Origin of the sequence: Viridibacillus sp. FSL E2-0187 (assembly GCF_038006425.1) — a bacterium.
GTDB lineage: Bacteria > Bacillota > Bacilli > Bacillales_A > Planococcaceae > Viridibacillus > Viridibacillus arvi.
In genome coordinates this window covers 974,175-995,064 of record NZ_JBBOVG010000001.1, presented here as the reverse complement: position 1 = coordinate 995,064, position 20,890 = coordinate 974,175, and the positions used below count along the sequence as shown (strand labels likewise).

General features: G+C 33.5%; 19 protein-coding genes. 6 read left to right on the top strand and 13 right to left on the bottom strand.

The window, feature by feature from the left end:
* Positions 1-92 precede the first annotated feature (92 nt).
* Both MHH85_RS04795 and MHH85_RS04790 read right to left on the bottom strand, forming a co-directional pair.
* Positions 93-437 (bottom strand): DUF1048 domain-containing protein, encoded by a 345-nt coding sequence (locus MHH85_RS04795; RefSeq protein WP_340706093.1) that lies wholly within the window; start codon positions 435-437, stop codon positions 93-95.
* 71 nt (positions 438-508) lie between these two features.
* A complete protein-coding gene (locus tag MHH85_RS04790; protein ID WP_193740398.1) occupies positions 509-829 on the bottom strand; it encodes a PadR family transcriptional regulator in 321 nt (106 codons plus the stop codon).
* 616 nt (positions 830-1,445) lie between these two features.
* Between MHH85_RS04790 and MHH85_RS04785 the strand changes: the two genes are divergently transcribed.
* Complete coding sequence (locus tag MHH85_RS04785; RefSeq protein WP_340706092.1) at positions 1,446-2,786, top strand: NAD(P)/FAD-dependent oxidoreductase; 1,341 nt, start codon at positions 1,446-1,448, stop codon at positions 2,784-2,786.
* Positions 2,787-3,336: 550 nt separating this feature from the next.
* Here MHH85_RS04785 and MHH85_RS04780 read toward each other — a convergent pair.
* From MHH85_RS04780 to MHH85_RS04760, 5 genes are all read right to left on the bottom strand, one after another.
* Complete coding sequence (locus MHH85_RS04780) at positions 3,337-3,903, bottom strand: DUF4256 domain-containing protein (RefSeq protein WP_340706091.1); 567 nt, start codon at positions 3,901-3,903, stop codon at positions 3,337-3,339.
* 489 nt (positions 3,904-4,392) lie between these two features.
* Positions 4,393-4,599, bottom strand: coding sequence for a hypothetical protein (locus MHH85_RS04775; protein ID WP_340706090.1), 207 nt, complete (start codon positions 4,597-4,599; stop codon positions 4,393-4,395).
* Positions 4,600-4,647: 48 nt separating this feature from the next.
* The gene (locus MHH85_RS04770; protein ID WP_340706089.1) at positions 4,648-4,851 is read right to left on the bottom strand and encodes a helix-turn-helix transcriptional regulator; all 204 of its coding nucleotides are present in this window, start codon (positions 4,849-4,851) and stop codon (positions 4,648-4,650) included.
* A gap of 12 nt (positions 4,852-4,863) precedes the next feature.
* Positions 4,864-5,130, bottom strand: a complete 267-nt coding sequence (locus MHH85_RS04765) for a hypothetical protein (protein ID WP_340706088.1) — start codon at positions 5,128-5,130, stop codon at positions 4,864-4,866.
* A 456-nt stretch (positions 5,131-5,586) separates the two neighbouring features.
* A complete protein-coding gene (locus MHH85_RS04760; RefSeq protein ID WP_340706087.1) occupies positions 5,587-6,504 on the bottom strand; it encodes a HEAT repeat domain-containing protein in 918 nt (305 codons plus the stop codon).
* A gap of 264 nt (positions 6,505-6,768) precedes the next feature.
* Here MHH85_RS04760 and MHH85_RS04755 point away from each other — a divergent pair, with 264 nt between their 5' ends.
* Complete coding sequence (locus MHH85_RS04755) at positions 6,769-7,239, top strand: DinB family protein (protein WP_340706086.1); 471 nt, start codon at positions 6,769-6,771, stop codon at positions 7,237-7,239.
* 301 nt (positions 7,240-7,540) lie between these two features.
* Here the strand turns inward: MHH85_RS04755 and MHH85_RS04750 are convergent, their stop codons facing one another.
* Positions 7,541-7,921 carry a winged helix-turn-helix transcriptional regulator gene (locus MHH85_RS04750; RefSeq protein WP_053416254.1) on the bottom strand — a complete coding sequence of 127 codons (381 nt, stop codon included), beginning with the start codon at positions 7,919-7,921 and terminating at the stop codon, positions 7,541-7,543.
* A gap of 141 nt (positions 7,922-8,062) precedes the next feature.
* On the opposite strand from MHH85_RS04750, the gene MHH85_RS04745 reads away from it, so the two are divergent.
* Positions 8,063-8,581: a DJ-1/PfpI family protein gene (locus MHH85_RS04745; protein WP_340706085.1), complete on the top strand. Its 519-nt coding sequence runs from the start codon at positions 8,063-8,065 to the stop codon at positions 8,579-8,581.
* A gap of 149 nt (positions 8,582-8,730) precedes the next feature.
* Complete coding sequence (locus tag MHH85_RS04740; RefSeq protein ID WP_340706084.1) at positions 8,731-9,447, top strand: 3-ketoacyl-ACP reductase; 717 nt, start codon at positions 8,731-8,733, stop codon at positions 9,445-9,447.
* Between the two features lie 515 nt (positions 9,448-9,962).
* Here MHH85_RS04740 and MHH85_RS04735 read toward each other — a convergent pair.
* The 4 genes from MHH85_RS04735 to MHH85_RS04720 form a co-directional block, all read right to left on the bottom strand.
* Positions 9,963-10,649, bottom strand: a complete 687-nt coding sequence (locus tag MHH85_RS04735) for an MBL fold metallo-hydrolase (protein WP_340706083.1) — start codon at positions 10,647-10,649, stop codon at positions 9,963-9,965.
* Positions 10,650-10,881: 232 nt separating this feature from the next.
* A complete protein-coding gene (locus MHH85_RS04730; RefSeq protein ID WP_340706082.1) occupies positions 10,882-11,157 on the bottom strand; it encodes a CD3324 family protein in 276 nt (91 codons plus the stop codon).
* A 391-nt stretch (positions 11,158-11,548) separates the two neighbouring features.
* Positions 11,549-12,037 (bottom strand): VOC family protein, encoded by a 489-nt coding sequence (locus MHH85_RS04725; RefSeq protein ID WP_340706081.1) that lies wholly within the window; start codon positions 12,035-12,037, stop codon positions 11,549-11,551.
* A gap of 634 nt (positions 12,038-12,671) precedes the next feature.
* Positions 12,672-13,145, bottom strand: coding sequence for a MarR family winged helix-turn-helix transcriptional regulator (locus MHH85_RS04720; protein WP_340706080.1), 474 nt, complete (start codon positions 13,143-13,145; stop codon positions 12,672-12,674).
* Positions 13,146-13,295: 150 nt separating this feature from the next.
* On the opposite strand from MHH85_RS04720, the gene MHH85_RS04715 reads away from it, so the two are divergent.
* Both MHH85_RS04715 and MHH85_RS04710 read left to right on the top strand, forming a co-directional pair.
* Positions 13,296-13,880, top strand: a complete 585-nt coding sequence (locus MHH85_RS04715) for a DUF3238 domain-containing protein (RefSeq protein WP_340706079.1) — start codon at positions 13,296-13,298, stop codon at positions 13,878-13,880.
* 88 nt (positions 13,881-13,968) lie between these two features.
* On the top strand, positions 13,969-14,595 hold the full coding sequence (locus MHH85_RS04710) for an FMN-dependent NADH-azoreductase (protein ID WP_053416279.1): 627 nt from the start codon (positions 13,969-13,971) through the stop codon (positions 14,593-14,595).
* Positions 14,596-15,059: 464 nt separating this feature from the next.
* Here MHH85_RS04710 and MHH85_RS04705 read toward each other — a convergent pair whose 3' ends face one another.
* On the bottom strand, positions 15,060-20,879 hold the full coding sequence (locus MHH85_RS04705; protein WP_340706078.1) for an NPCBM/NEW2 domain-containing protein: 5,820 nt from the start codon (positions 20,877-20,879) through the stop codon (positions 15,060-15,062).
* Between the last annotated feature and the right edge of the window lie 11 nt (positions 20,880-20,890).

The following is a 20,890-nucleotide window of genomic DNA, read 5'->3' as shown; positions in this document are numbered from 1 at the left end:
ATAACTTAGTACCTGGTTGAAAATATAACTGAATAGCGAGGGTGGCAATTCACATTTGTAATCAGCTATTCAGTCATTATTATCAATTGAAATTAATTTTTTCCCAATCGCTTCATGATACTCTGGTTCAAATCTTCACGATACTTGGCGATATAGGTTTTAGCGTTTGCCACTAGTTCGTCAGCAAAGGATGCCACGTCGTTCCCTGTAATTTCCAGCACTCGTCTACCGTCCGCTGCACCGGCTTCGAACAAGTCGATTAATTCATACTGCATGTGCAGCATATCCATCCCACTACCGCCCGCCGAGAAGTTCCACATGTAGTTTTGAATTTTCTTAAACACAAACTGGTAGTCCTCTGGCAGAGCCTCAACCCGTGCCATCATCATCTTGTACTCTTTTTTGTCACCAATCATTTTTTTGAACATTTCTATCATGTTATTTTTCCTCCTTTTTTATAAAGCTGAAAAAGACACTCCAAAAATATCCGACGGAATATCTTATGAAGCTAGGTTGACTTCAAAACGTTGATTTTCGATGATATAAAATCCCATTTCTCCCAAAACAGCCCTAGTTCTTGACGACCAGCCTCATTAAGTGAGTAAAACTTACGGGGCGGCCCCATATCTGATGGTTTTTTTTCTATACTCACCAGTTTCTTCTTTTCTAAACGCACGAGGATGGTGTAGACCGTCCCTTCCACGACTTCGGTAAACCCAAGCTCGTTCAGACGTCGGGTAATCTCGTAGCCATAGGTTTCATGGCGACTGATGATTTCCAGCACGCAGCCTTCCAGCGAACCCTTCAGCATTTCTGTTAAATTTTCCATATTCAGATCCACCTCTATTTTGTCTGACTTATATTCAGTATAACTTAGTACTAAGGTAAATTTTTACTGAACAACTTTTGGAGAAATCAAGCTATTAAGTATTACTTATTACAAGTACATAGTATCACTGAGTAGCAGAGGTGTCAACTATTTTTTTTGAAAAAATTCCGATACCAATCTTAACTGCTATGCAATACCTTCACAAATTGATACGGTCGTTTAAAAGAAATAAAAAGTACAAAGGTTTGGAAAAATACTAATATGTCTTGAAAATCACCTTAGTTCCTTCATTTAGTAATGGAAAAAACTTTGGAATTGACACTTTATACTTTGAGGTAGAATTATCTCGTCAAACAATGAAAGATCTTCCTAAAGAATATCTACCAGTTGAATTGATTAAATACAAACACAGTAAGCCTCCCGGAAATACAAAATGAGATTGAGAACACTTAATGTGTTTTTCTTTAAAACTATATTGAACTAACCTGCCCCTTTAGTTGAAGAAGTATTTAAGTTTATGTTGAAGTTTAAGTATTTTTTCTGTTTGTGTCGACTCACTTATTGTAAAATACACATATAGAAATTATTACTTATTTATTAAAGAAGGTGTAAATGGATGTATGATATTACAGTTATCGGTTCAGGTGTAAGTAGTGTTTTTTTAGCATATACCTTGTCTCAAAGTAATCAAAAGATATTAATTCTTGAAAAAGGAAAATCTTTAGAGGAGAGGAATTGTCCTTTAGATCGAGGCGAAACCTGCAATTGTAATGTATGCGAGAAATACTTTGGTTTTGCTGGTTTGGGTAAATCAGAAGGAAAGTTTAATTATACAAGTGATTTTGGCGGCGAATTAGAGCAAAAAGTAGGTAGAGAGAATCTTCTACAATTAATGGATGAAGTTGACGAAATTTTATGCCGTTTTGGTGGAGACTCGGTTATAAAATATTCCACAGCTAATACAGAACTCTCAAAAAGAGCCCAATTATGCAACTTACAGATGTTAACTACTGAGGTGAGGCACCTAGGTACGGCACTTTCAACAAAAATTTTCCAACAAATTTATAAGGTTTTATTAAGCAAGATAGATATTAAATTTGAGGTGGATGTGCAAGATATAAAAAAAGATAATAATTCTTTTACTTTAATTACAAATCAAGGGGATATTCAATCTCAGCAAGTAGTTTTTGCAACAGGACGATCTGGAACAGATTGGTTAAAAAAACAATGTTCTAGCCTTGGAGTTAAGCAAGGCAAAACTCGGTTGGATTTGGGTATTAGAGTTGAAATGGCAGAACAACAGCTACGATTAATTTTGGAAGATACATTTGAAACAAAACTTGCTTATGCACATGAAGATATCATTTCAAGTACATATTGCATGAATCCTAAAGGAAGAATCATTCGTAAATATCAAGAAGGTTTAGTCATGCCTGATGGTCAAAACTTTCGAGAGCAAGAGAATGGAACTTCTAACTTGAATTTTACTTTGTTCACTCCAACGTATTTTTCTACTCTTAAAGAAGCAAATATGTATGCACATAAGGTTATCGGTGAAATAAATAAAGGTACAGATCGTATTGTAGTACAACGTTTTGGAGATTTAAGGGAAGGACAGTCTACAACAAAAGAAAAAATGTATAATAATCGAATTCAGCCTTCGTTAAAAGCCGAATTTGGGGACTTAACTAAAGAAATTCCTTTACTATATATTCAAATCTTGCAGGGATTTTTAAACCATTTGGAAAAATTTATTGGTGAAGCAATTGATGAGGATACATTGCTTTATGGTATGGACGGAAAGTTTTATTCACCAATAATAGAAACTGACGGAAATTTTCAAACAAATATTCAAGGATTATATGTAATTGGAGATTGTTCAGGAGTTACGAATTCATTATCACAAGCAGCAGCTAGTGGTATTTTAGTAGGTAAATATTTAGCTAGTAATTGTTAGTTTTAAGAAATTAATTGCTTTATTGCAAAATCGTAAGAATTTAATTAAAATGATTTCACTTATTTAACTAAAGCAGCTAATAGGAAGTCAATGTTCCTTAAATCCATAACGTAAATCACTTAAATTTCCCCAATTTATAAAAGGTAATGTTAAATATTTTTAAAGAAACTACTTGTCCAACTATACTGTACCACTAACTTATTTCGATAATACCACGTCATATACCTCTTATTGAGCTAACCTACCCCGCTAGTTTAAATGCATTCATTTGAAATTTTAACATAAATATCCAAAAAAATCACCTCAAAGAGTAACTAAAGAGGTGATTTCTACCAAACTTTATTATAAACGATTAATCTTTTTTACAAAGATACAGCTGTTACAACATACAAACAGAGTTAATCTACGAAATGTGTAGATACTACTCTGTTTTTTTTTTGATATTTATAAATCGAATATTTAACTAAAGTTCACAACAGGTGAAGAATGAAATTAAAGCCTTTTCCCAGGCGATCGTTCTCAAGTTCAAATATAGCTGTCTATGCAAAATTTAGACTCTTAGCGAGCCACGGAAGCCCCTTGCAGCATAGTAGGATTCTGCTCCGTTGTGGTACACAAAGACAGTTTCGTAACGATAATCACAAAAGATTGCCCCACCAAGTTTTCTAATATTAGCAGGTGTTTGCACCCAACTTGACGATTTCAAATCGAAATTCCCAAGTTTTTGTAGCTCGCGGTATTCCTCTTCCGTTAATAGTTCAATACCCATGGCAGTTGCCATATCAATAGCATTATTTTCTGGTTTGTGGTTTTTCCTTGACTCCAGTGCTTCACGGTCGTAACAAACACTTCTGCGACCTTTAGGACTTTCCACTGAACAATCATAAAAAATGTATTCGCCCGTCATGTTATCATGGCTTACAACATCTGGTTCACCGCCAGTAACTTCCATTTCATTGAGCGACCACAGTTTTTCAGTAGTAGCTTCAAGCTTAGCTTGTACTTTAGCCCATTCAAGACCTTTATGTCGGTTCATGTTTTTCTCAAAACGGGCTTTCAAAGTTCTAAGTAGTTCCTCACGTTGTTCTAGTGACAACTCCTTATTTCTCTTTGTCATATTAGTTCCCCCTTATTGTTTTTATTCATTATGGTATAAGTACTAAACTATTTCATTATAAAAAATTCATCGTCTATGCAGTTCATTTATTTTAAACTAAAGCACCCGATAGTTTAAGTGTAATTGTTCAAAATCTATTCAACAAGCAATATGTCTTTATTTAATCTAGCAAATAAATCATAGGTTAATAGGGTTTTAACAACCGATTCAAGATAAAATCGCGGTTCCTAGATTCCTCTGAAATTAATTGAGTTCAACTTGAACAGAATGATTTTGAATAAAGCATATACATACAAGGAAAATAGTGCCTGTACCATAATACCATTCATCAATTTCATTCGGTTTATTCCGCATCCTCACCTTTCTTGAGTTTCGACATGCTATCAGGAAATACTATTGCCCCTTAAGTTAAATAAAAAAAGAGCTGTCTGAACAGCTCAACTATCTTCTACTAAAGTACCAGTGAAATTTACACAATTCCCAAAAATATTACTTCACAAAAAATGCGATAATCCCTATAACAATACACAGAATCCCACTCAAAAATTGCCCTAATCCTGAAGCCTCTCCCATTAGAAATAAATTGAATATGTTTTTACTTTTTCGATTTTTCCCAAATAAGCCATCATCTGTTTTCATACGATAAATACCCCAAACTACTAAAACTATCCCAAAAATAAATAATATAAAAAGCATTTTTATTCCTCCGTTGTTTGTTTAATATGTGCATCTTTATGAAATGTATTATTTGTCATCCTCATCGAAAACAAAAGTTTCTTCTATTGATATATTAAAAACTGAAGCTATTCTATATGCAAGTAGCACAGATGGATTATACTTTTGTTTTTCTAATGAGATGATTGTTCTAGAAGATACACTTACTTTATCAGCTAATTCTTGTTGCGTTATACCGTATTCTATTCGCAATTCTTTTACTCTATTTTTCATAAATCCTCCTGATTAAAGGAAATGATTGTAATACTTTCTAGACCCAAATTCAATAATTATTAAAGATATTAAGACAACTAATAATGTAGTATTTGTTGGAATCACCACAAAGTTAGTTAAAAACATAAGAATTAAAATTTCGGATATCAGAATATGCATGGAAAAGCGAGCAACTTTTCCATCAATTAAAGCATCTCTTTCGTCATATTCCTTCGCTAATTCTTTTTCTAGTGATTCATTCTTTCGGGATTTAATGTTAGAAATTATTGAGTACAACAAAATTATTCCACCTAGGAATACTATGATATATCCAAAATTAAATCCTACTGATGTATCGAGTATTATTTGAATGATTCCCACTATAATTATCAAGGTTGAGACTAAAAACCGCTGTATGAATAGATTTTTCAAACATTCCTCTCCTAACCAACTTATTCTTCTGAAGTGAAGTTTACTTCACATGAAGTTTGTTTCATATTAATATTTTGCAAGACAAACGTCAAGTGGTAAATAACGGTTCATTAATAGACGAAATATTTTGCTTAGAAACAAAATTTGTTTAAAAGTAATTCTAAAAGTCTTGTTTTATAGTAAATTTAAAGAAAGCACTTTGAACAAAGATTGATCAAAATGCTTTCTTTTCCGGTAATTTAGTATACGATTTTATAAAAAGTTTGATTATTTTTAGTAGCTCATCTTCAACTAATGTACCTAGTTAGTAGAAGAAGGTTCCGTCTAAAATTTGGTAATATTTGCAGTTATCCATTTCTTTTCTGACTCAAAAAGGAAGTCCCATTTTTTAGTTTTTATCCAATCAAATAACTTATGAATTTCCTCATTACCTTCTTCAAATCGAATAAGAAATCCTAGTGCTAAAACTATGTCATCACTTACGACATTTCTTTTTCTTTTTAACATATTCTTAATACGCTCGATAACAGGTTTAATGGCAGTTTCATTTCCATGTCTATTGATACCTAACATGGCATATCCTTTAACTGCACCAGAACGGTCTTGTAAAGCATCTAAATAAGTCGGGAGCAAAGAAGCATCCCCTATTTCATTTAATGCCGATAAAGCCGAACATTTAACATCACCTTTAGTATGATCCAGCAAATTTAAAAGGTGAGGAATAGCTTTATATGTACCAATCTCAAATAATACAGAATTTGCATAGGTTAAGTCGTACTCATCTGTTGTCTCAGATATAATTTTAATGAGTGCTTCCTCTGCAATAGAACTCTTACATCCTCTTAATGCTCGGATAGCATCTTGCCTGACAAGCCAACGCTCATCTTTAATAAATTTCAATATGGCTGAACATTCTTTTACAATTTTTTGTTCTGAAATTCTTCCAAGGACACTTGAAAGTGTATATTTGTCCGTTTCTTTTTCAAGCCATTTTAAAAGAATTTCAACTACCCGTTCATCGCCGGTATTTTCACCAATTTTACCAAGTATAAAATAAATACCATCCCTGATTTCTCTATCCTTACTTTTTTCTAATAAATTATTAAGAAAAGGAATAACACTAATATCTGTTATTTCTCTTGCTTTTCTGTAAGCATTCCAAGAAGGTGAATCTTCACTACTAGTATAAGAACCTCTGTCTGCCATTTTTTCGATCAATTTTAACAGTTCTCTTTCAACCATTGTTATAAACTCCTATGAAGTTATTTATATTAATATAGCTTCTCTTATGTAACTAAACTGCTCCTTTAGTTGAACAAGATAAAAGAGCTGTATGGAAAAATCAATGATCTTCTACTAAAGCACCCCGTTAGTTGAATAAGCACCTTCTCTTCTATTGCAAATTACGGTCGAATTGTGATGTAATGTTTTAACCAAAATCGGTTTCTTTTATTCGAACGTTTATTCGTGTATATTTAATGCATACCAATTAAAGGAGAATAAATTATGAACTCAATTGATTTAATTCTTTTAAATTTCAACGAAGTACGAAGAAGAAGTATTAAGGTTTGGACATCTATTCCCCAAGAAAAACTAAAATGGAAACCCGATGACGAAGCAATGACATGTATAGAGATGATTAGGCATGTTCTAGAAAGTGAACATTATTACCATCTAGCTATCCAAAATCAAGGCAGTCTGGCAGTATTTGATTCTCCTTTCGAAAAACAACCTTTTTCCACTGTAAATGCGGAATTGAAGTTTGCGGAACCATTTAGAAATCAATTCTTAGAAACGATTAAGTCATTTTCTGAAGAAGATTTATCAAACATTAAAATTGATCGTTCTGATTCAGGTTACATAAGAAGCTTGGGCGACATGTTGCTAAGAGTTGCCTATCACGAATCAGTCCATACTGGCCAATTGCTAGATTACTTAAGAACAGCAAGTGTTCCAAGAGTCCGTGTTTGGGATTAATTTATCTCACAGGTGTAATCACTTAGGTGATACACCTTTTCATTTTTTAGTGACTACGCATTTTGTGTAAAAGCGACATAAAAACTCCCCTTCTCTTATTGATCTATCCTGCCTCGTTAGTACAATAAAGAAAAAAGAGTTGCATACGCAACTTAATGATCTTCAAGTAAAGCTCCCCATTAGTTGAATAAGAAAAAGAGCTGTCAGAACAGCTCAAAGATCTTCTTACTAAAGCTCCCCGTTAGTTTATTTTTCTAACATCGAGGATAATTTATTTAATTGGAAATGATCTCGTTTTTTCTTATTCAAGGTAATTGTTTTCTTGTTTTATTTGATCTATGCGTTTTTTTCCCCATTCATACATCATCTCAACGATCGGTAATAACGTCATCCCGAGTTCCGTCATTGAATATTCAACTTTCGGAGGAATTTCTGGAAACACTTCTCTATGAACAATTCCATCTTCTATTAGTTCACGTAATTGATTCGTTAATATTTTATGGGATATTTTAGGGAAAAGTCTTTGGAGTTCGCTGAAACGATGTGTCCCTTCTACTCCTAAATGCCACAAAATAACAACTTTCCATTTTCCACTAATAATCGATAGAGTAAGTTCTTTTTCACAATGATAATCTTGATTTAATATTCTCTCTTTAATCTCTTTTCTTAAAATATCTGACATGGGGTGTAACTCCTTTTCTTATATAAGTAACCGTTTGGTAACCTACGCACAAAAAAGTGCATTCTTCACAATGTAGATAACCGGGGATAGAATGAAGTCAGTCCTTAAAAAAATCTTTTTCTATTTCAGGAGGAAACATTTATGAATAACAAAGTTTTATTAATTATACCACCAGAACGATTTAATGAAGATGAATTATTTCAACCTAAAGAAGCATTAGAACATGCAGGGATTGAAGTAATCATTGCAAGCACAAAAAAAGGTGAAATAACTGGTGACTATCAAGGCAAGACAAATGCTGAAGTGATCTTCTCTGAGGTTTCAGCCACAAATTATGATGCACTCGCTGTCATTGGGGGATCTGGTACGAACGATTATTTATGGGGAAATCAAGAATTACTAAGCTACTTGAAACAAGCTCATGAACAAAATGTTCTTGTAACAGGAATTTGTGCTGGAGCTGTAACTGTAGCCAAAACAGGTTTACTTACTGGTCGAAAAGCAACATGCTACCCACTAGATGTACAAAAGAACGAATTAAAAAACCTTAACGTTGAATACGTTGAACAGCATGTAGTAGCGCATGATGATATTATTACAGGCGATGGACCAGATGGTGCGAAAGAATTTGGAAAAAGCCTAGTAGAAGCATTAAGTTGATTCTTAAATTTTTACACATGCAAAGTAATGAGTTGGAATTCCCGAATAACATTGATTTAATAATTTAATATTAAACGATAATATTTAAGGATTGCAACACTTGTACGTGCGTTGGAAATAGAACTATCTCATCTAAAGGAGAGAAAAAAATGCAAGCAATCGCAGGAAAAGTAGCGTTAATTACAGGAGCAGGACGTGGAATTGGACGTGCAACAGCAGTAGCTTTTGCCAAAGAAGGAATTCACATAGGTCTTGTTGGCCGTACACTTGAAAATTTACAACAAGTTGAAGAAGAACTTAAACAGTATAATGTAAAGGTAGCAATCGCAACGGCAAATGTAGCTGATTTAGCATCAATCACCTTAGCGGTTGAGTCAATTCGTGGTGAGCTTGGTGCAATTGATATTTTAGTAAACAATGCAGGCATTTCAAAATTCGGTAATTTCATGGACCTAGCTCCTGAAGAATGGACAAATATTATCGATGTCAACGTAAAAGGTGTGTATTACACAACACGTGCGGTATTACCGGAAATGATAGAGCGCAACACAGGAGACATCATTAATATCTCATCAACAGCTGGTCAAAAAGGTGCACCAATTACAAGTGCTTACTCGGCTTCGAAAGCTGCAGTTATTGGGCTAAGTGAGTCATTAATGCTTGAAGTGCGTAAGAAAAATATTCGTGTTACAACATTAACTCCAAGTACTGTGGCAACAGATATGGCTGTTGAACTAAACTTAACAGACGGCAATCCAGAGAAAGTAATGCAAGCAGAAGATTTAGCAGACTTAATGGTTGCACAACTAAAACTTCATCCACGTGTTGTATTGAAACATGCTGGACTTTGGTCGACGAACCCTTAATAGAACTATTCGAAATCAAGGCGCTATCCGATGTATTTGGGATGGCGTCTTAGTTTTTTAGAATAAAGAGCTCTAATAGGGGTATTACCAACCCGTTTATCACATGAACGGCGTCACGAGGAGCATTAGTATTAATGACATTTTTGTAGTAAGACCATTATAAAAAAGTGTATTTTTCGCTACCTGTTACTCAATTAAATTCCCCTTTAATGGCTTCTTCACCTATTCTGCTCCGTTAATTGAAGAAGATAAAAGAGCCCGACATTAGGTGGGGTAGCCATTTATGCTGATTTAAAATCATTTAAATTGATTGGATATGGATATGGATATAGTGATTAAAACAAAAAAACAGAGCATAGCTCAGTATAAATGACAGTCTTTTTTATATTTCCAAACCAAAAACACCGCAAGTTGCGGTGCAATTCGATATGTATTTAACTTTGCATTTTAAGTTGTAAATTATGTGTAGAGATAATAAAATCGTTTAATTCGAGAGCTTTTACGTTTAGCCCCTATTATAAAGAACATTTCCCACCATGAAAACAATAGTAAGTTTCAGCTTTAAGATTTTTTATCTTTCTTAAAGACTGCTGTGCATTATCGACATCTAGACAAAAGTTTGGATTTGCAATGATCAATTCTTGTTTTTCATTAACAGCTGCATCACCTGTAATTACGCTATTCAAACTGGGGAAATACAATGAAATATGCCCTGTAGTATGCCCCGGTGTTGCTACTATTCTACATTTATTATCTAAAATCATATCACCATCATGTACCTTTTCATCGATTGAAACATGCTTCAAATTCTTTAATTGTTGTATAAACCATTTACCAAATTCTACTTCGTTATTTGGCATACTCTTAAGCATTTCATCAGCTTGAATCAATCTCTCTGACTTCATTTCACCACTAATGTATTTTGATTCAATTTCACTAGCTATAATGTTGATCCAAGGATACTTTTCTTTGAAATCATATAAAGAACCTATATGATCATCATCATAGTGAGTAATAATTATATTCTTTAAGTTTTTCATTTCAAATCCATTTTTTACAATCTCATTTTCAATTAAAGATAAGAAATTTGTATACCCTGTATCGACCAAAGTTAGTTCATCATTTAATATAATTAAGCTAGGATAAATGTAATTTTTTTGTCCATTAAATTCAAATTCAATTGGTAGTTCTAATATCTTCATGTTTCTTCCTCCATTAATTATTTATTCAAACACTGAACAAGCATTACTTGTTTTTAAGATTACATAATAATTATTAGTAAAGATAGATAAAGAATAGTAATGAAACATTTAATACCTAACAATACTTTTTACCCATACTGATTTGTAATTAGACATCATATTTCAGATTTTCAGTAAACAAAAAGGCTATCTGGTGTATTATTTTAATAATTCCGCAGACTAGCCATATCATTTATTTTATTTCTTTTTTTGCATAAACAATTTTTTTAATTGTTTCAACAGATAAAAAATACTTTTCAGATATTTCTTGGATGTTCATTCCATGCTCAAAGTTTTCTCGAATGTTTTGATTTCGATGATTCAGTTGCTTTTGTATACCACTAACAGAACCCCATTTTTTTCGAGCGGTTTGTTGTTTTGGAATATACAAAGTTTCCCCTTGTATATATTTTTGAACTTCTGCCAATAGCTCTTTTGGTAATACTTTTGTAGCATTTATATAATTCAAATTTGCTCGCTCCTTATTTCGATTTAACATAAATAAGGTGCAAAGCCAAAATATTAGAAATATTATCCAGCGATTAAACGTTTTTCCCCATGCAAAGTATCGCTTTTCTAATTAAAGGCTTTGCATGAGTTTGAGTTTTATTTCTTAATGAAATAGATTTATTTTTCAATTAAAACACCCCTTTGCATAATCATATCCAAAGGGGTGTAACGATGCAACTTTATAAAATACGGTACATCTTTTTTATAAACAGTATGACTTTATTTTAAATCCACACCTTTGTAGATTTTGAATAAAGTTTGAGTAAAAGTATTGGACCAACCCTTGATTGATCTAAGTGGTTTCTTTTCTTATCAACGAGTTTGCTGTTTTGATAAAAAGATTGGATATTTTATTTGATTTCCTCAGCCAGCTCCAAAATAATTCCTTCTGGCCCACGAACGTAACATAACTTATAAGCGTTTTCGTAGTTTTGTATCTCACCAATAAGTTCTGTGCCTTTCTTTGTCAATTTGGTAACAAGGGCTTCAATATCTTCAACAGCAAAGGCAATATGCCGGATACCTAGAGTATTTGCTAAAGGACGCTGTATGCCATTTTCATCTGATGGCGTGTGAAATTTTACTAGTTCTATATTTGCGTCACCTTCTGGCGTTCGCAACATTACTAGTTCTATATTTGCGTCACCTTTTGGCGTACGCAACATTGCAACTTCCTCTTTAACGTCTTGAAGCCCCATTAACCGCTCCATCCGCTCCACCCACTCGCCTTCCACTTTTCCTTCCCCTATCATTTCAAGGCCAAAGTCAAGAAAAAACTCTTTCGCGGCAGGAAGATCATTAACGATTATACCCACATGATCTATTCTATGAATTTTCATATCTCATACCACCTTTTCTCTAATTTTATCACATATGTCTCCTAAAAATTTCTTCTCGATTGCTTAATAGCTTTTCCTCTTTATACTTCCATATTCATCACTACATACTTCAATAGCTAAGACATAGTACTAATCGGTACTGTACTCAATACTTTTTCCCAATGGTAGTAAGTATCATTAGCCATTTTAATGTAAAAAAAGCCCCCTTATTGGGTGCTTTTTTTATGAGGGTAAACAATTCTTTATAAGGTTTCAGAATTAATTATATACTTTTGAGAATGGCCTTTTGTATATCTCCAATATAAAAATATATAAAGTACTATTATGACTGCAATAATACTTGACGGTACAATCGGAAGGTAAAGTGTAAATAATCCGCTTGTAAGAAACAAAAGAATGTCAACAAATGCAAAACGCATCATATTCTCTTTTCGTTTAGTTATATAGAATGCGATAACAGCTATCGTACCAAATAGGGCTTAAAAAGTTAATAAGAAAGGATCACTCTGCTTAACCCCTTCTGGTCCAATTAAGTTCATATGAAATAATGGTGAATAAACAAGGGATTAATGGGATGCTACTCTATTAGTACGTACTTAAACTGGCTTAAAAATCTCCTTTACAGACTCAAACTTCACCAAATAAGTCTTACGAACGGTGATAGTTTCCCTTCATTTTCTTCGGAAATTAATTTAGATAAATCTTCTTTAAGCATTTGCATTCGTTCATGCCCTATATTTTCACTCCAGCGTCCCTCAATCTCCGTTAGTATCTTTTCTTTTGCTTTCACTACTAACCAACCTCGTTCAGTCAAAACAATAATTTTCCCTCTTTTATCAGTGGGGTGAGTTTGACGTATAACATAACCACTTTCCTCAAGATAATCCACCATTTTACTTACAGCCTGCTTGGTAATTCCTAAATAATCAGATAGTTCTACACCCGTAGCTCCATTAGGAATGATACATTTAAACATAAAACCATGTACAGGTTTGAAATCTCCAAATCCCAATTCACTTAATCTCTCGTGTAGTTCATTAATCGATGCGCTAAAGGATAATGACAAAAGTGAGGTAAGATCGAATTTACTAAATAATTGATTATTCAAATATAAAAACTCCTTAAATATAGTAAATTAAGTTGACTTTATTTAAACACCATTGTACTATGAACAATATGGTCAATCAAGTTGACTATATTACTCATTGTGAAAAATAACTAGCCATTCCAAAAAATCGATTCTGTAAGGGAGTTCTATATGATTAATATTGTAAAAATTCGAGCGAGTGTATTTATCCCATTGTCTTGGACTGAACCTAAGAAGGATATTCAGACAGGAAAAGTAATCCAATTCGAAGGTGACTCACGTGAATTTACACCATATGCAGTAAACACTATGCGTTCAAGAGTTGAACAAGAAGTAGTTGTAGATTTTTATAAGAAAGAAATTTTCTCATATGCAAACACTGGTATAACAACAGAAAAAGTTACAAATCCTGATAACTCTATTAATCAAAGAACAGGGAAAGCTAGTACAGAAAGTATTTTGTGCACTAATATTGTATGGAGTTCTGATGATGTTAAATTTCAAATGAGTGCAAGTGCTAGCAATCCATTAAATATTTATGCTCCTCCTGTCGACTACCTATTGACTGTACAAGCAAAAAAAGATGGTAGTATCGAAATTCAAGGAGAACATGATGGATTCCCTTGTTATGAATTTTATAAGCAAGTCAATTTCGGTCCATTTGAACTAATTTATACACATGATTTCAGAAAAACTGGTGATACTCCTGAAGCTATGGCTGGAGAAATGGAGTATAGTTTTAAAAAGATATTTTAAAATAGGAAAACATACGTTAAGAAATTTAAACAAGTAGCATTCCACTACAGATGAGCAACGTAAGAGGAAGCAACAGGAGGAAAAAAGAATGACAACCGTTTTATTCGTAAAAGCAAACAATCGTCCAGCAAATCAAGCTGTTAGCGTGAAATTATATGAGGCTTTTTTAGCGAGCTATAAAGAATCTCATCCAAATGAGACAGTGGTAGAACTTGATTTATACAATGAAGAATTGCCATATGTAGGAGTAGATATGATTAACGGCACATTTAAGGCTGGAAGAGGACTGGAATTAACTGAAAAGGAAGCAACAGCAGTAGCTGTTGCTGATAAATATTTAGACCAATTCCTTGCAGCTGATAAAGTTGTATTTGGTTTCCCGTTATGGAACTTAACAATTCCTGCTGTACTACACACATATATTGATTACTTAAATCGCGCAGGCAAAACATTTAAATATACGCCAGAAGGACCGGTAGGACTTCTTAGTGATAAGAAAATTGCATTATTAAATGCAAGTGGCGGCGTGTATTCTAATGGAGCAGCGGCTGAACTAGAAATGGCTGTTAAATATGTAGCAAGTATGATGGGCTTTTTCGGTGTAAGAGATATAGAGAAAGTAGTGATTGAAGGTCACAACCAATTCCCAGATAAAGCAGAAGAAATTATTGCCGCAGGGCTTGAAAAAGCTGCTAAAGTAGCAAGTACGTTCTAAATAACTAGTCACATAACGTTAAATATAGCAGTAACACCACTTTTATAGCGGTGTTACTGTTTTTTTATTTGCTTATATCGCTATTTTCGGGAAGTAACAGCCCTATTGAGATGTTTACTTTACAACCAATGATAGAAAGATTGATTACATTGCAATGAAACGTAGATGGACAAAAACTATATTAATTTGATTTCCTTCTTCAACTATTCTCCCCTGCTAGTTGATTATGAGATACTGATTACTTAAACGTTCCAATGAAAAGAACACTTGGTCTATCCATTTGGCTCCAACAGAGTAATTTAATATAGCTTAAATAAAGAAATAGGGCTGCCCTTAAAAGTCGATTTTCTTCGACTTTTAGGACAGCCCCTTTTCACAATGTTAAATTACAAACTAGTCACAATAGACAAGATGAATTATCATCGTTATTTTCTAGTGAAATTTCTAAACTGAAAATGTTATACCTAATTATTATCAATAACATAAATTAAATAAACAGGATTGTCTTCTACTTTATATGCTACTGTCAGCATGTAGGTTCCTTTATCCTCTTTAGAAATATCTATCATTAGCTTCTCAGGATTTTGCTCCCACTTACTTACATCAATCTCCGTTTCTTTAAAGGTTTTAGTGTTTCTAAGCCCTGCTAAATGCGGTTTCACTTTCTTTCCATCTATTCCTGAAACAAGATTATCTACTTCAATTACTGACCCTTTTAATTCTCCTACTTCAACATATTGCGGATCAGCTATTAAGTTTTCTAATTTAGTTAAACCTTTTAATGGAGAGAAATCTGTAATTTCGTTTCCTGCAATATTTAGCGTTACTAAGTTTTTAGCATGTTCTAAACCTTCAAGAGATCTAGCTCTACTTGATTCACTTGTTAATGTTGTTAGTTTATACATATCACCAAGTGTAATATCTCCAGTTAACCCCAATGTTTTCTTGATAGAATTACTCAAATATTTATCCTTTATAGTAATCACTTGAGTTAAATCTATTTCAACTAAACCTTCTTTAGCTGCTTTTAATGAAGCTATTGCTTCATCTACTTCTTGTTGAGTTGATTTTTTATTTGCTAGAACCTCTTCTGCTCGAGTTATAGTAGTATTTAGAAGCTCCATACTTTCAGCGGTATAATCCTCTTTATTAATTTCTTTTGCCTCTTCAATCGCTTTTTCTAGATCTTTCGTGAATAGTCTTTCTGCATTTGCGAAATGTAATTTAGCATCACCCCATGTAGCATGGTCAGATCCATTACCATTTCCACCGTCATTAACGACTAATTTTAATTCTTTAGCGCCGCTAACATTCAATTCAATGAACTTTTGAGGATCTCTAGAATTCATCAAGCCACTGTCGAATTGTTTTTCACCATCTACAAATACTTGGAATACAACAGAACCGACAGAACCAAACATTTGACGGTCTACACCTACAAATGAAGTGAAGTAATCCGCATCTTTGTCTGTTAAATCATAGACGATTGTTGAATTAGAATGTGCGCCAATACCTTTCTCGTATGATTTCACACTGCCATCTTCTCCAGTTAATCGTAACGTATTGTTACTGATTGAAATATCTTTCCTTGGAGCTGTATAGCTGTTTTGAGTAGATTTCCAATCGAAATTTGAAAGGTAATGATAATCTTCCATATTCACTACAGAGATTGTTCTTTTTTTCGTGATTTCGTTGCCGTCACTATCAGTAACAGAATAAGTTAGCTCATACTTACCAGCTCTATCAAAGTTTACTTGATCCGCTCCAGTCACTTTTACAACCGCTGTTAAATCGCCATCTTCTGCATCTATCGCAGTATACTGTTCGTTAATATTAATAGTAGTCCCCACTTTAGTTGCAATCGATTTAGGGATTGTTAGTTGTGGAAGTCCATTTGAAATATAAAACTTGGCATTTGCAAAATCGGCGTGATCCGATTCATTTCCATTACCAGAATCATTTGCAATAAGAGTTAACTCTTTAACACCTTTTACTGGAAGACTCACTGATTTCGCTTCTGTATTATAATTCATAACACCGCTGTTATAGACTTCTTTGCCATCTGCTAAAACTTTAAATGTAACACTTGAGTTTTTATTTTCTACGATATTTCTATCTACACCTACTAGTGTTTCGAAATAATCATAGTTTTTACCTTCAAGATCGTAAACAATTTCAGAGTTTGCATGTGTACCAATACCTTTGGCAAATTCTTTATTTTTTCCGTTAACGAGTAACTTAATAGCGCTTCCTGATGAGGCCATATCTTTGTTTACCGTTTTCCAAGCAGTTTGTGCAGACTTCCATTCTGTATCACTTGCGAATACAGCATCACTATATACATAAATTTTTCTCGTTATTGTGACTGTATTACCATCACTATCAGTGACAGCGTACTCTACAGTGTACGTTCCTGTTTTCTTAACATTAAAGTCTTTAGGTATCACTTTCACTTGTTCGATTAAGTTGCCATCTTCTGTATCAAATGCTTTTACATCTTTCAATATATCAAAGTCGCTGTTTAGCTTCACCATTGTGAAATCTTCAGATACAGTTAATGTAGGTTTACTAGAATCAATTATGAACTTAGCATCTGCCCATACTGTATGATCTGCTGTATTACCGTTATTTTTGGCATCGGTTGTCACTAGTTTTATCTCTTTTGCACCAGTAACAGGAACCTTTACAAATTCATGTTCCGTATCTATTTTGAAAACATCACTATCAAATTTCTTCTCGCCATCAACCCATACTTCAAATGTTGCAGATGAAGATTTTCCTTTCATTGCTTGGTCAATTCCTATATAACTTTCGAAGAAGTCAAAGCCTTTGCCATCGATGTCATAAACCACTTCAGAATTTGCATGTGTGCCTATTCCTTTAGCATAAATAGCATCTAAACCTTGTCTAACTAGTGTAATTACCCCACCTGCAGGAGCTAAATCTTTCTTTAATCCACCCCATGCAATGTTAGCTGATTTAGCAACCATATCAGAGGTGAATGTGAAATCACTTGCCACAGTAAATTTTGTTGTTTTTGTTTCTGTAGCCCCAGCATTCTTCACTTCATATACAATTTCATATTCCCCTTTTTTTGTTACATCGACATTATTAGATTTTACAACTACATCTTTTGTTATCTCATCACCTTGATATGTAGCCGCTTTTACGTAATCCATTGGATCAAACTCTTGGCGTAATTTTAGAGTTACATGTTCCTCAGCTGACAGAGTTGGCTGATTCGCCTTCACCTCTACTGGTTTTAAACTATTTAGTTTCTTATCATAGCCAATAATTTTGTAAGTATAGTTTTTGTCCATGTCTAATTTCTGGTCTACAAATTGATCAGAGCTAGTAAATCCAACTAATTCACCGTCTCTATAAATTTCATAACCTAAGAAATCGTTCTTAAATTTCTTATCCATTTTGAAACTTAACGTTTTTGATTTAGCAGAAGCATTTGAAGTAATACTAATCTTAACAGAAGCATTTTTGTCCTCTATTCCTGTTCCTTCATAGCCTACTACAGAGTCATTTAAATACCATGATTTTTTCGGTTTCTTATACTTGGCAGTTTTCTGTCTTGTTTCTTCATTAACGACAAATCCATGTCTAGCAAAATGTTCACTTAAATCCAACTTCAATACTTCAGAAGAAAATTCAACCAAATATTGTTGTTTAGAGCTTTCTCCATCTGTAAGTTTTACATCTCTTTCTCGATAAAGTTTATTTAATTTCCCCCAATATCCAGGGCTATACATTTCTAATTGCCAATACACACCTAACTTCTCGAAAAGTCCTTGATCATTATAATCTTTTAAGTTTTCTTTTATTACATTCTTATAAATGTTAGCTTCATATGGTATTCTATTGTCTAATTTTCCGTAATAGCCAGACATGTATTGTGGTAACATATTGTTCGTTGTTTCTCCATATAACCTAGCATTTACATCCATTCTATGACCTATCTCATGTGTTAAGCCCCATGATGGACCTCTCACTTCAAATGGAATTAAGTGGTTAGCCATAACGTCACCTTGCACACCGATATGGTCAGTATATGCATACATATAACCAAAAGGTTGTGCAAGACGTACATTATCTCTAATTAACTTAGGGTCATGACTTTCATCGCTTGCATCCAATCCGTAATATCTAAATATTTCTTCCATATGAGTATTATAGGACTCAATAGTTTCTAACGGGCTATAACCTTGTTCAATATACGTTTTGTACGCGCCTGTTGCTGTTCCTGTCCAAACAATGTGATCACTCACAAATTCGAAAATATCTAGCACTTCTCTGTCTTCAACTTTCGGATGTTTCGCAATATCTTCATCCATTTTCTTCTTATATTCTTTCAAGAATGATTTGAATTCTTCTACGTTCGTATTTTTCGTTGCGAAAGGAATTTTTTCCGCTCCTTCAAATCGAATCTTTGGGGCTTTTGCTTGTTGTTCTTCTGTATATGGATTATTAATGTAAATACTTCCACCTGGTGTTACATCATTTTTATACCAGCTATCTTTATTAACTTGAGGTACCGTTATCTCATTTTTACCTGGTACTAGAACGACATCTCTTCTCCAATTTGCAAATGAACCTTCTTGTTGAGCAATAGATAGTTTAGGTAATGGTCCTGTTGCATCTGCATCAACATATACAGTAATCTTATCTCCTGGTTGAGCAGCGAAGCCAGTAGGCTGTAGATTGTTACCAAAGCCAAACTTCAAGTTTTGATTTGCATGTTTCACCATATCTCCACGTTGTTCTGCTTCAACGATAGTTCCTTTAACTTGTACTTCACCTTTTACAATAGATTTAGCTAAATCTAATCGTTCTTTTAGAATAGAATATAACGGGTGAGCTTTAGCTTCATTTTCTAATGCATTGATTTTATCTACACTATTGAATTCTGGCACTACCTTACTCATTGTTCCATCAGTGAAAATACTATTTACCTTATCTTCAATGGCATCTTCAGTATAGAAAGCTAATTCCGATAAAGTTGCCCAGTTTTGATTTGATTTCTTGAACTTAAATTTAACTCTTTTAAATTTAGTAGCGTCGAATTTAGCTTCAACTAATCCTTCTACCATATTATGTTTACCAGTTGTTACTAGTTGATATGTATCTCCTTTAGACGTTTGAGAAGCATAGATTTCAAACTCTTCAGCGAATCCTTTGCGATCAGATTTTCTTGCTCCATACATGATTCTATTTAATTCTACTGATTTTTTAAATTCAACTTCTACTTCATTTGTGAAATCATTTGAATTACTTCTATTTGTTTCCCAGTAAGTATCTAGGTTGCCATCGGCGGCATTCCCGATTACTTGACTAAGATACTGACCAGCATTATTGCGGATACTCTTAATATTTTCAATATCCATTCTAAATAACTTAGAATATTCCTCATTAGAATAATGCTCAAAAGGTTTTGTTTTAGCTTTAGTTGCTTCTATGTTTGATTCATTTATTAATACTAATGCATCTTCTATATCTTCTTTAAATTCATCATATAAAGGGTGAGATTGAACCCTTTTTTCTAGTGCTTCTAACTTTTCTACTGTATTAAACTCATCAGATACTTTATTATGGTTTTCATCAGTAAATAGTTTTTTCATATTATCTTTTACTTGGTCTTCTTTATAAAAACTAAATTCTGCTGCACTTGCCCAATCTTGATTGGCCTTTTTGAACACAAATTTAATTCTTTTGAATTCAGTTGGTTTAAATTGCATTTCAACAACATCACCAGTTGAACCTTTATATTGTCCAGGAGATACTAAAGTATAATCATCGCCTTCATCTGAAATAGAGCTATAAATTTCAAACTCTTCCGCGAACCCTTTACCTTTAGCACTGGTTTGTCTAGCCGCATAAACGATTCTATTTAATTCAGTCGATTCATTTAAATTGAATACTACCTCGTTAGTAAACTGTATAGTATTCGCTCTTCCAGTCTCCCAATGTGTATTCATATCTCCATCTATTGCTTTATTGATAGGAGAGCCCGTATAATTTCCACCGTTGTTTGTTATCGATTTTATGTTTGTATTCTCCATTTTGAAGACTTCATTATATTCACTTAAATTACTATTTCCATATAAATCGAATTTACTAACTGTAGCATTTTTTGCCTCATTGATCTTGCTTTCTATTGCCGTTTTATTAGCGCTCGTAATTGGTGCTGCTAAAACATTCATGGCACTCCCCGAATAACTTGCTAACAACGCAGTTGATGTTGCAATCGCAATTAATTTAGACATTTTCTTCGACATATGCTTTCTCC

What these genes read in the sequence shown, in the direction of transcription:
- MHH85_RS04760 (WP_340706087.1), bottom strand. Translation starts at nt 6,504, where the DNA reads ATGGTTGAAAGAGAACTGTTAAAATTGATCGAAAAAATGGCAGACAGA.
- MHH85_RS04745 (WP_340706085.1), top strand. Translation starts at nt 8,063, where the DNA reads ATGAATAACAAAGTTTTATTAATTATACCACCAGAACGATTTAATGAA.
- MHH85_RS04790 (WP_193740398.1), bottom strand. Translation starts at nt 829, where the DNA reads ATGGAAAATTTAACAGAAATGCTGAAGGGTTCGCTGGAAGGCTGCGTG.
- MHH85_RS04785 (WP_340706092.1), top strand. Translation starts at nt 1,446, where the DNA reads ATGTATGATATTACAGTTATCGGTTCAGGTGTAAGTAGTGTTTTTTTA.
- MHH85_RS04710 (WP_053416279.1), top strand. Translation starts at nt 13,969, where the DNA reads ATGACAACCGTTTTATTCGTAAAAGCAAACAATCGTCCAGCAAATCAA.
- MHH85_RS04715 (WP_340706079.1), top strand. Translation starts at nt 13,296, where the DNA reads ATGATTAATATTGTAAAAATTCGAGCGAGTGTATTTATCCCATTGTCT.
- MHH85_RS04735 (WP_340706083.1), bottom strand. Translation starts at nt 10,649, where the DNA reads ATGAAGATATTAGAACTACCAATTGAATTTGAATTTAATGGACAAAAA.
- MHH85_RS04725 (WP_340706081.1), bottom strand. Translation starts at nt 12,037, where the DNA reads ATGAAAATTCATAGAATAGATCATGTGGGTATAATCGTTAATGATCTT.
- MHH85_RS04750 (WP_053416254.1), bottom strand. Translation starts at nt 7,921, where the DNA reads ATGTCAGATATTTTAAGAAAAGAGATTAAAGAGAGAATATTAAATCAA.
- MHH85_RS04755 (WP_340706086.1), top strand. Translation starts at nt 6,769, where the DNA reads ATGAACTCAATTGATTTAATTCTTTTAAATTTCAACGAAGTACGAAGA.
- MHH85_RS04780 (WP_340706091.1), bottom strand. Translation starts at nt 3,903, where the DNA reads ATGACAAAGAGAAATAAGGAGTTGTCACTAGAACAACGTGAGGAACTA.
- MHH85_RS04795 (WP_340706093.1), bottom strand. Translation starts at nt 437, where the DNA reads ATGATAGAAATGTTCAAAAAAATGATTGGTGACAAAAAAGAGTACAAG.
- MHH85_RS04770 (WP_340706089.1), bottom strand. Translation starts at nt 4,851, where the DNA reads ATGAAAAATAGAGTAAAAGAATTGCGAATAGAATACGGTATAACGCAA.
- MHH85_RS04740 (WP_340706084.1), top strand. Translation starts at nt 8,731, where the DNA reads ATGCAAGCAATCGCAGGAAAAGTAGCGTTAATTACAGGAGCAGGACGT.
- MHH85_RS04705 (WP_340706078.1), bottom strand. Translation starts at nt 20,879, where the DNA reads ATGTCGAAGAAAATGTCTAAATTAATTGCGATTGCAACATCAACTGCG.
- MHH85_RS04775 (WP_340706090.1), bottom strand. Translation starts at nt 4,599, where the DNA reads ATGCTTTTTATATTATTTATTTTTGGGATAGTTTTAGTAGTTTGGGGT.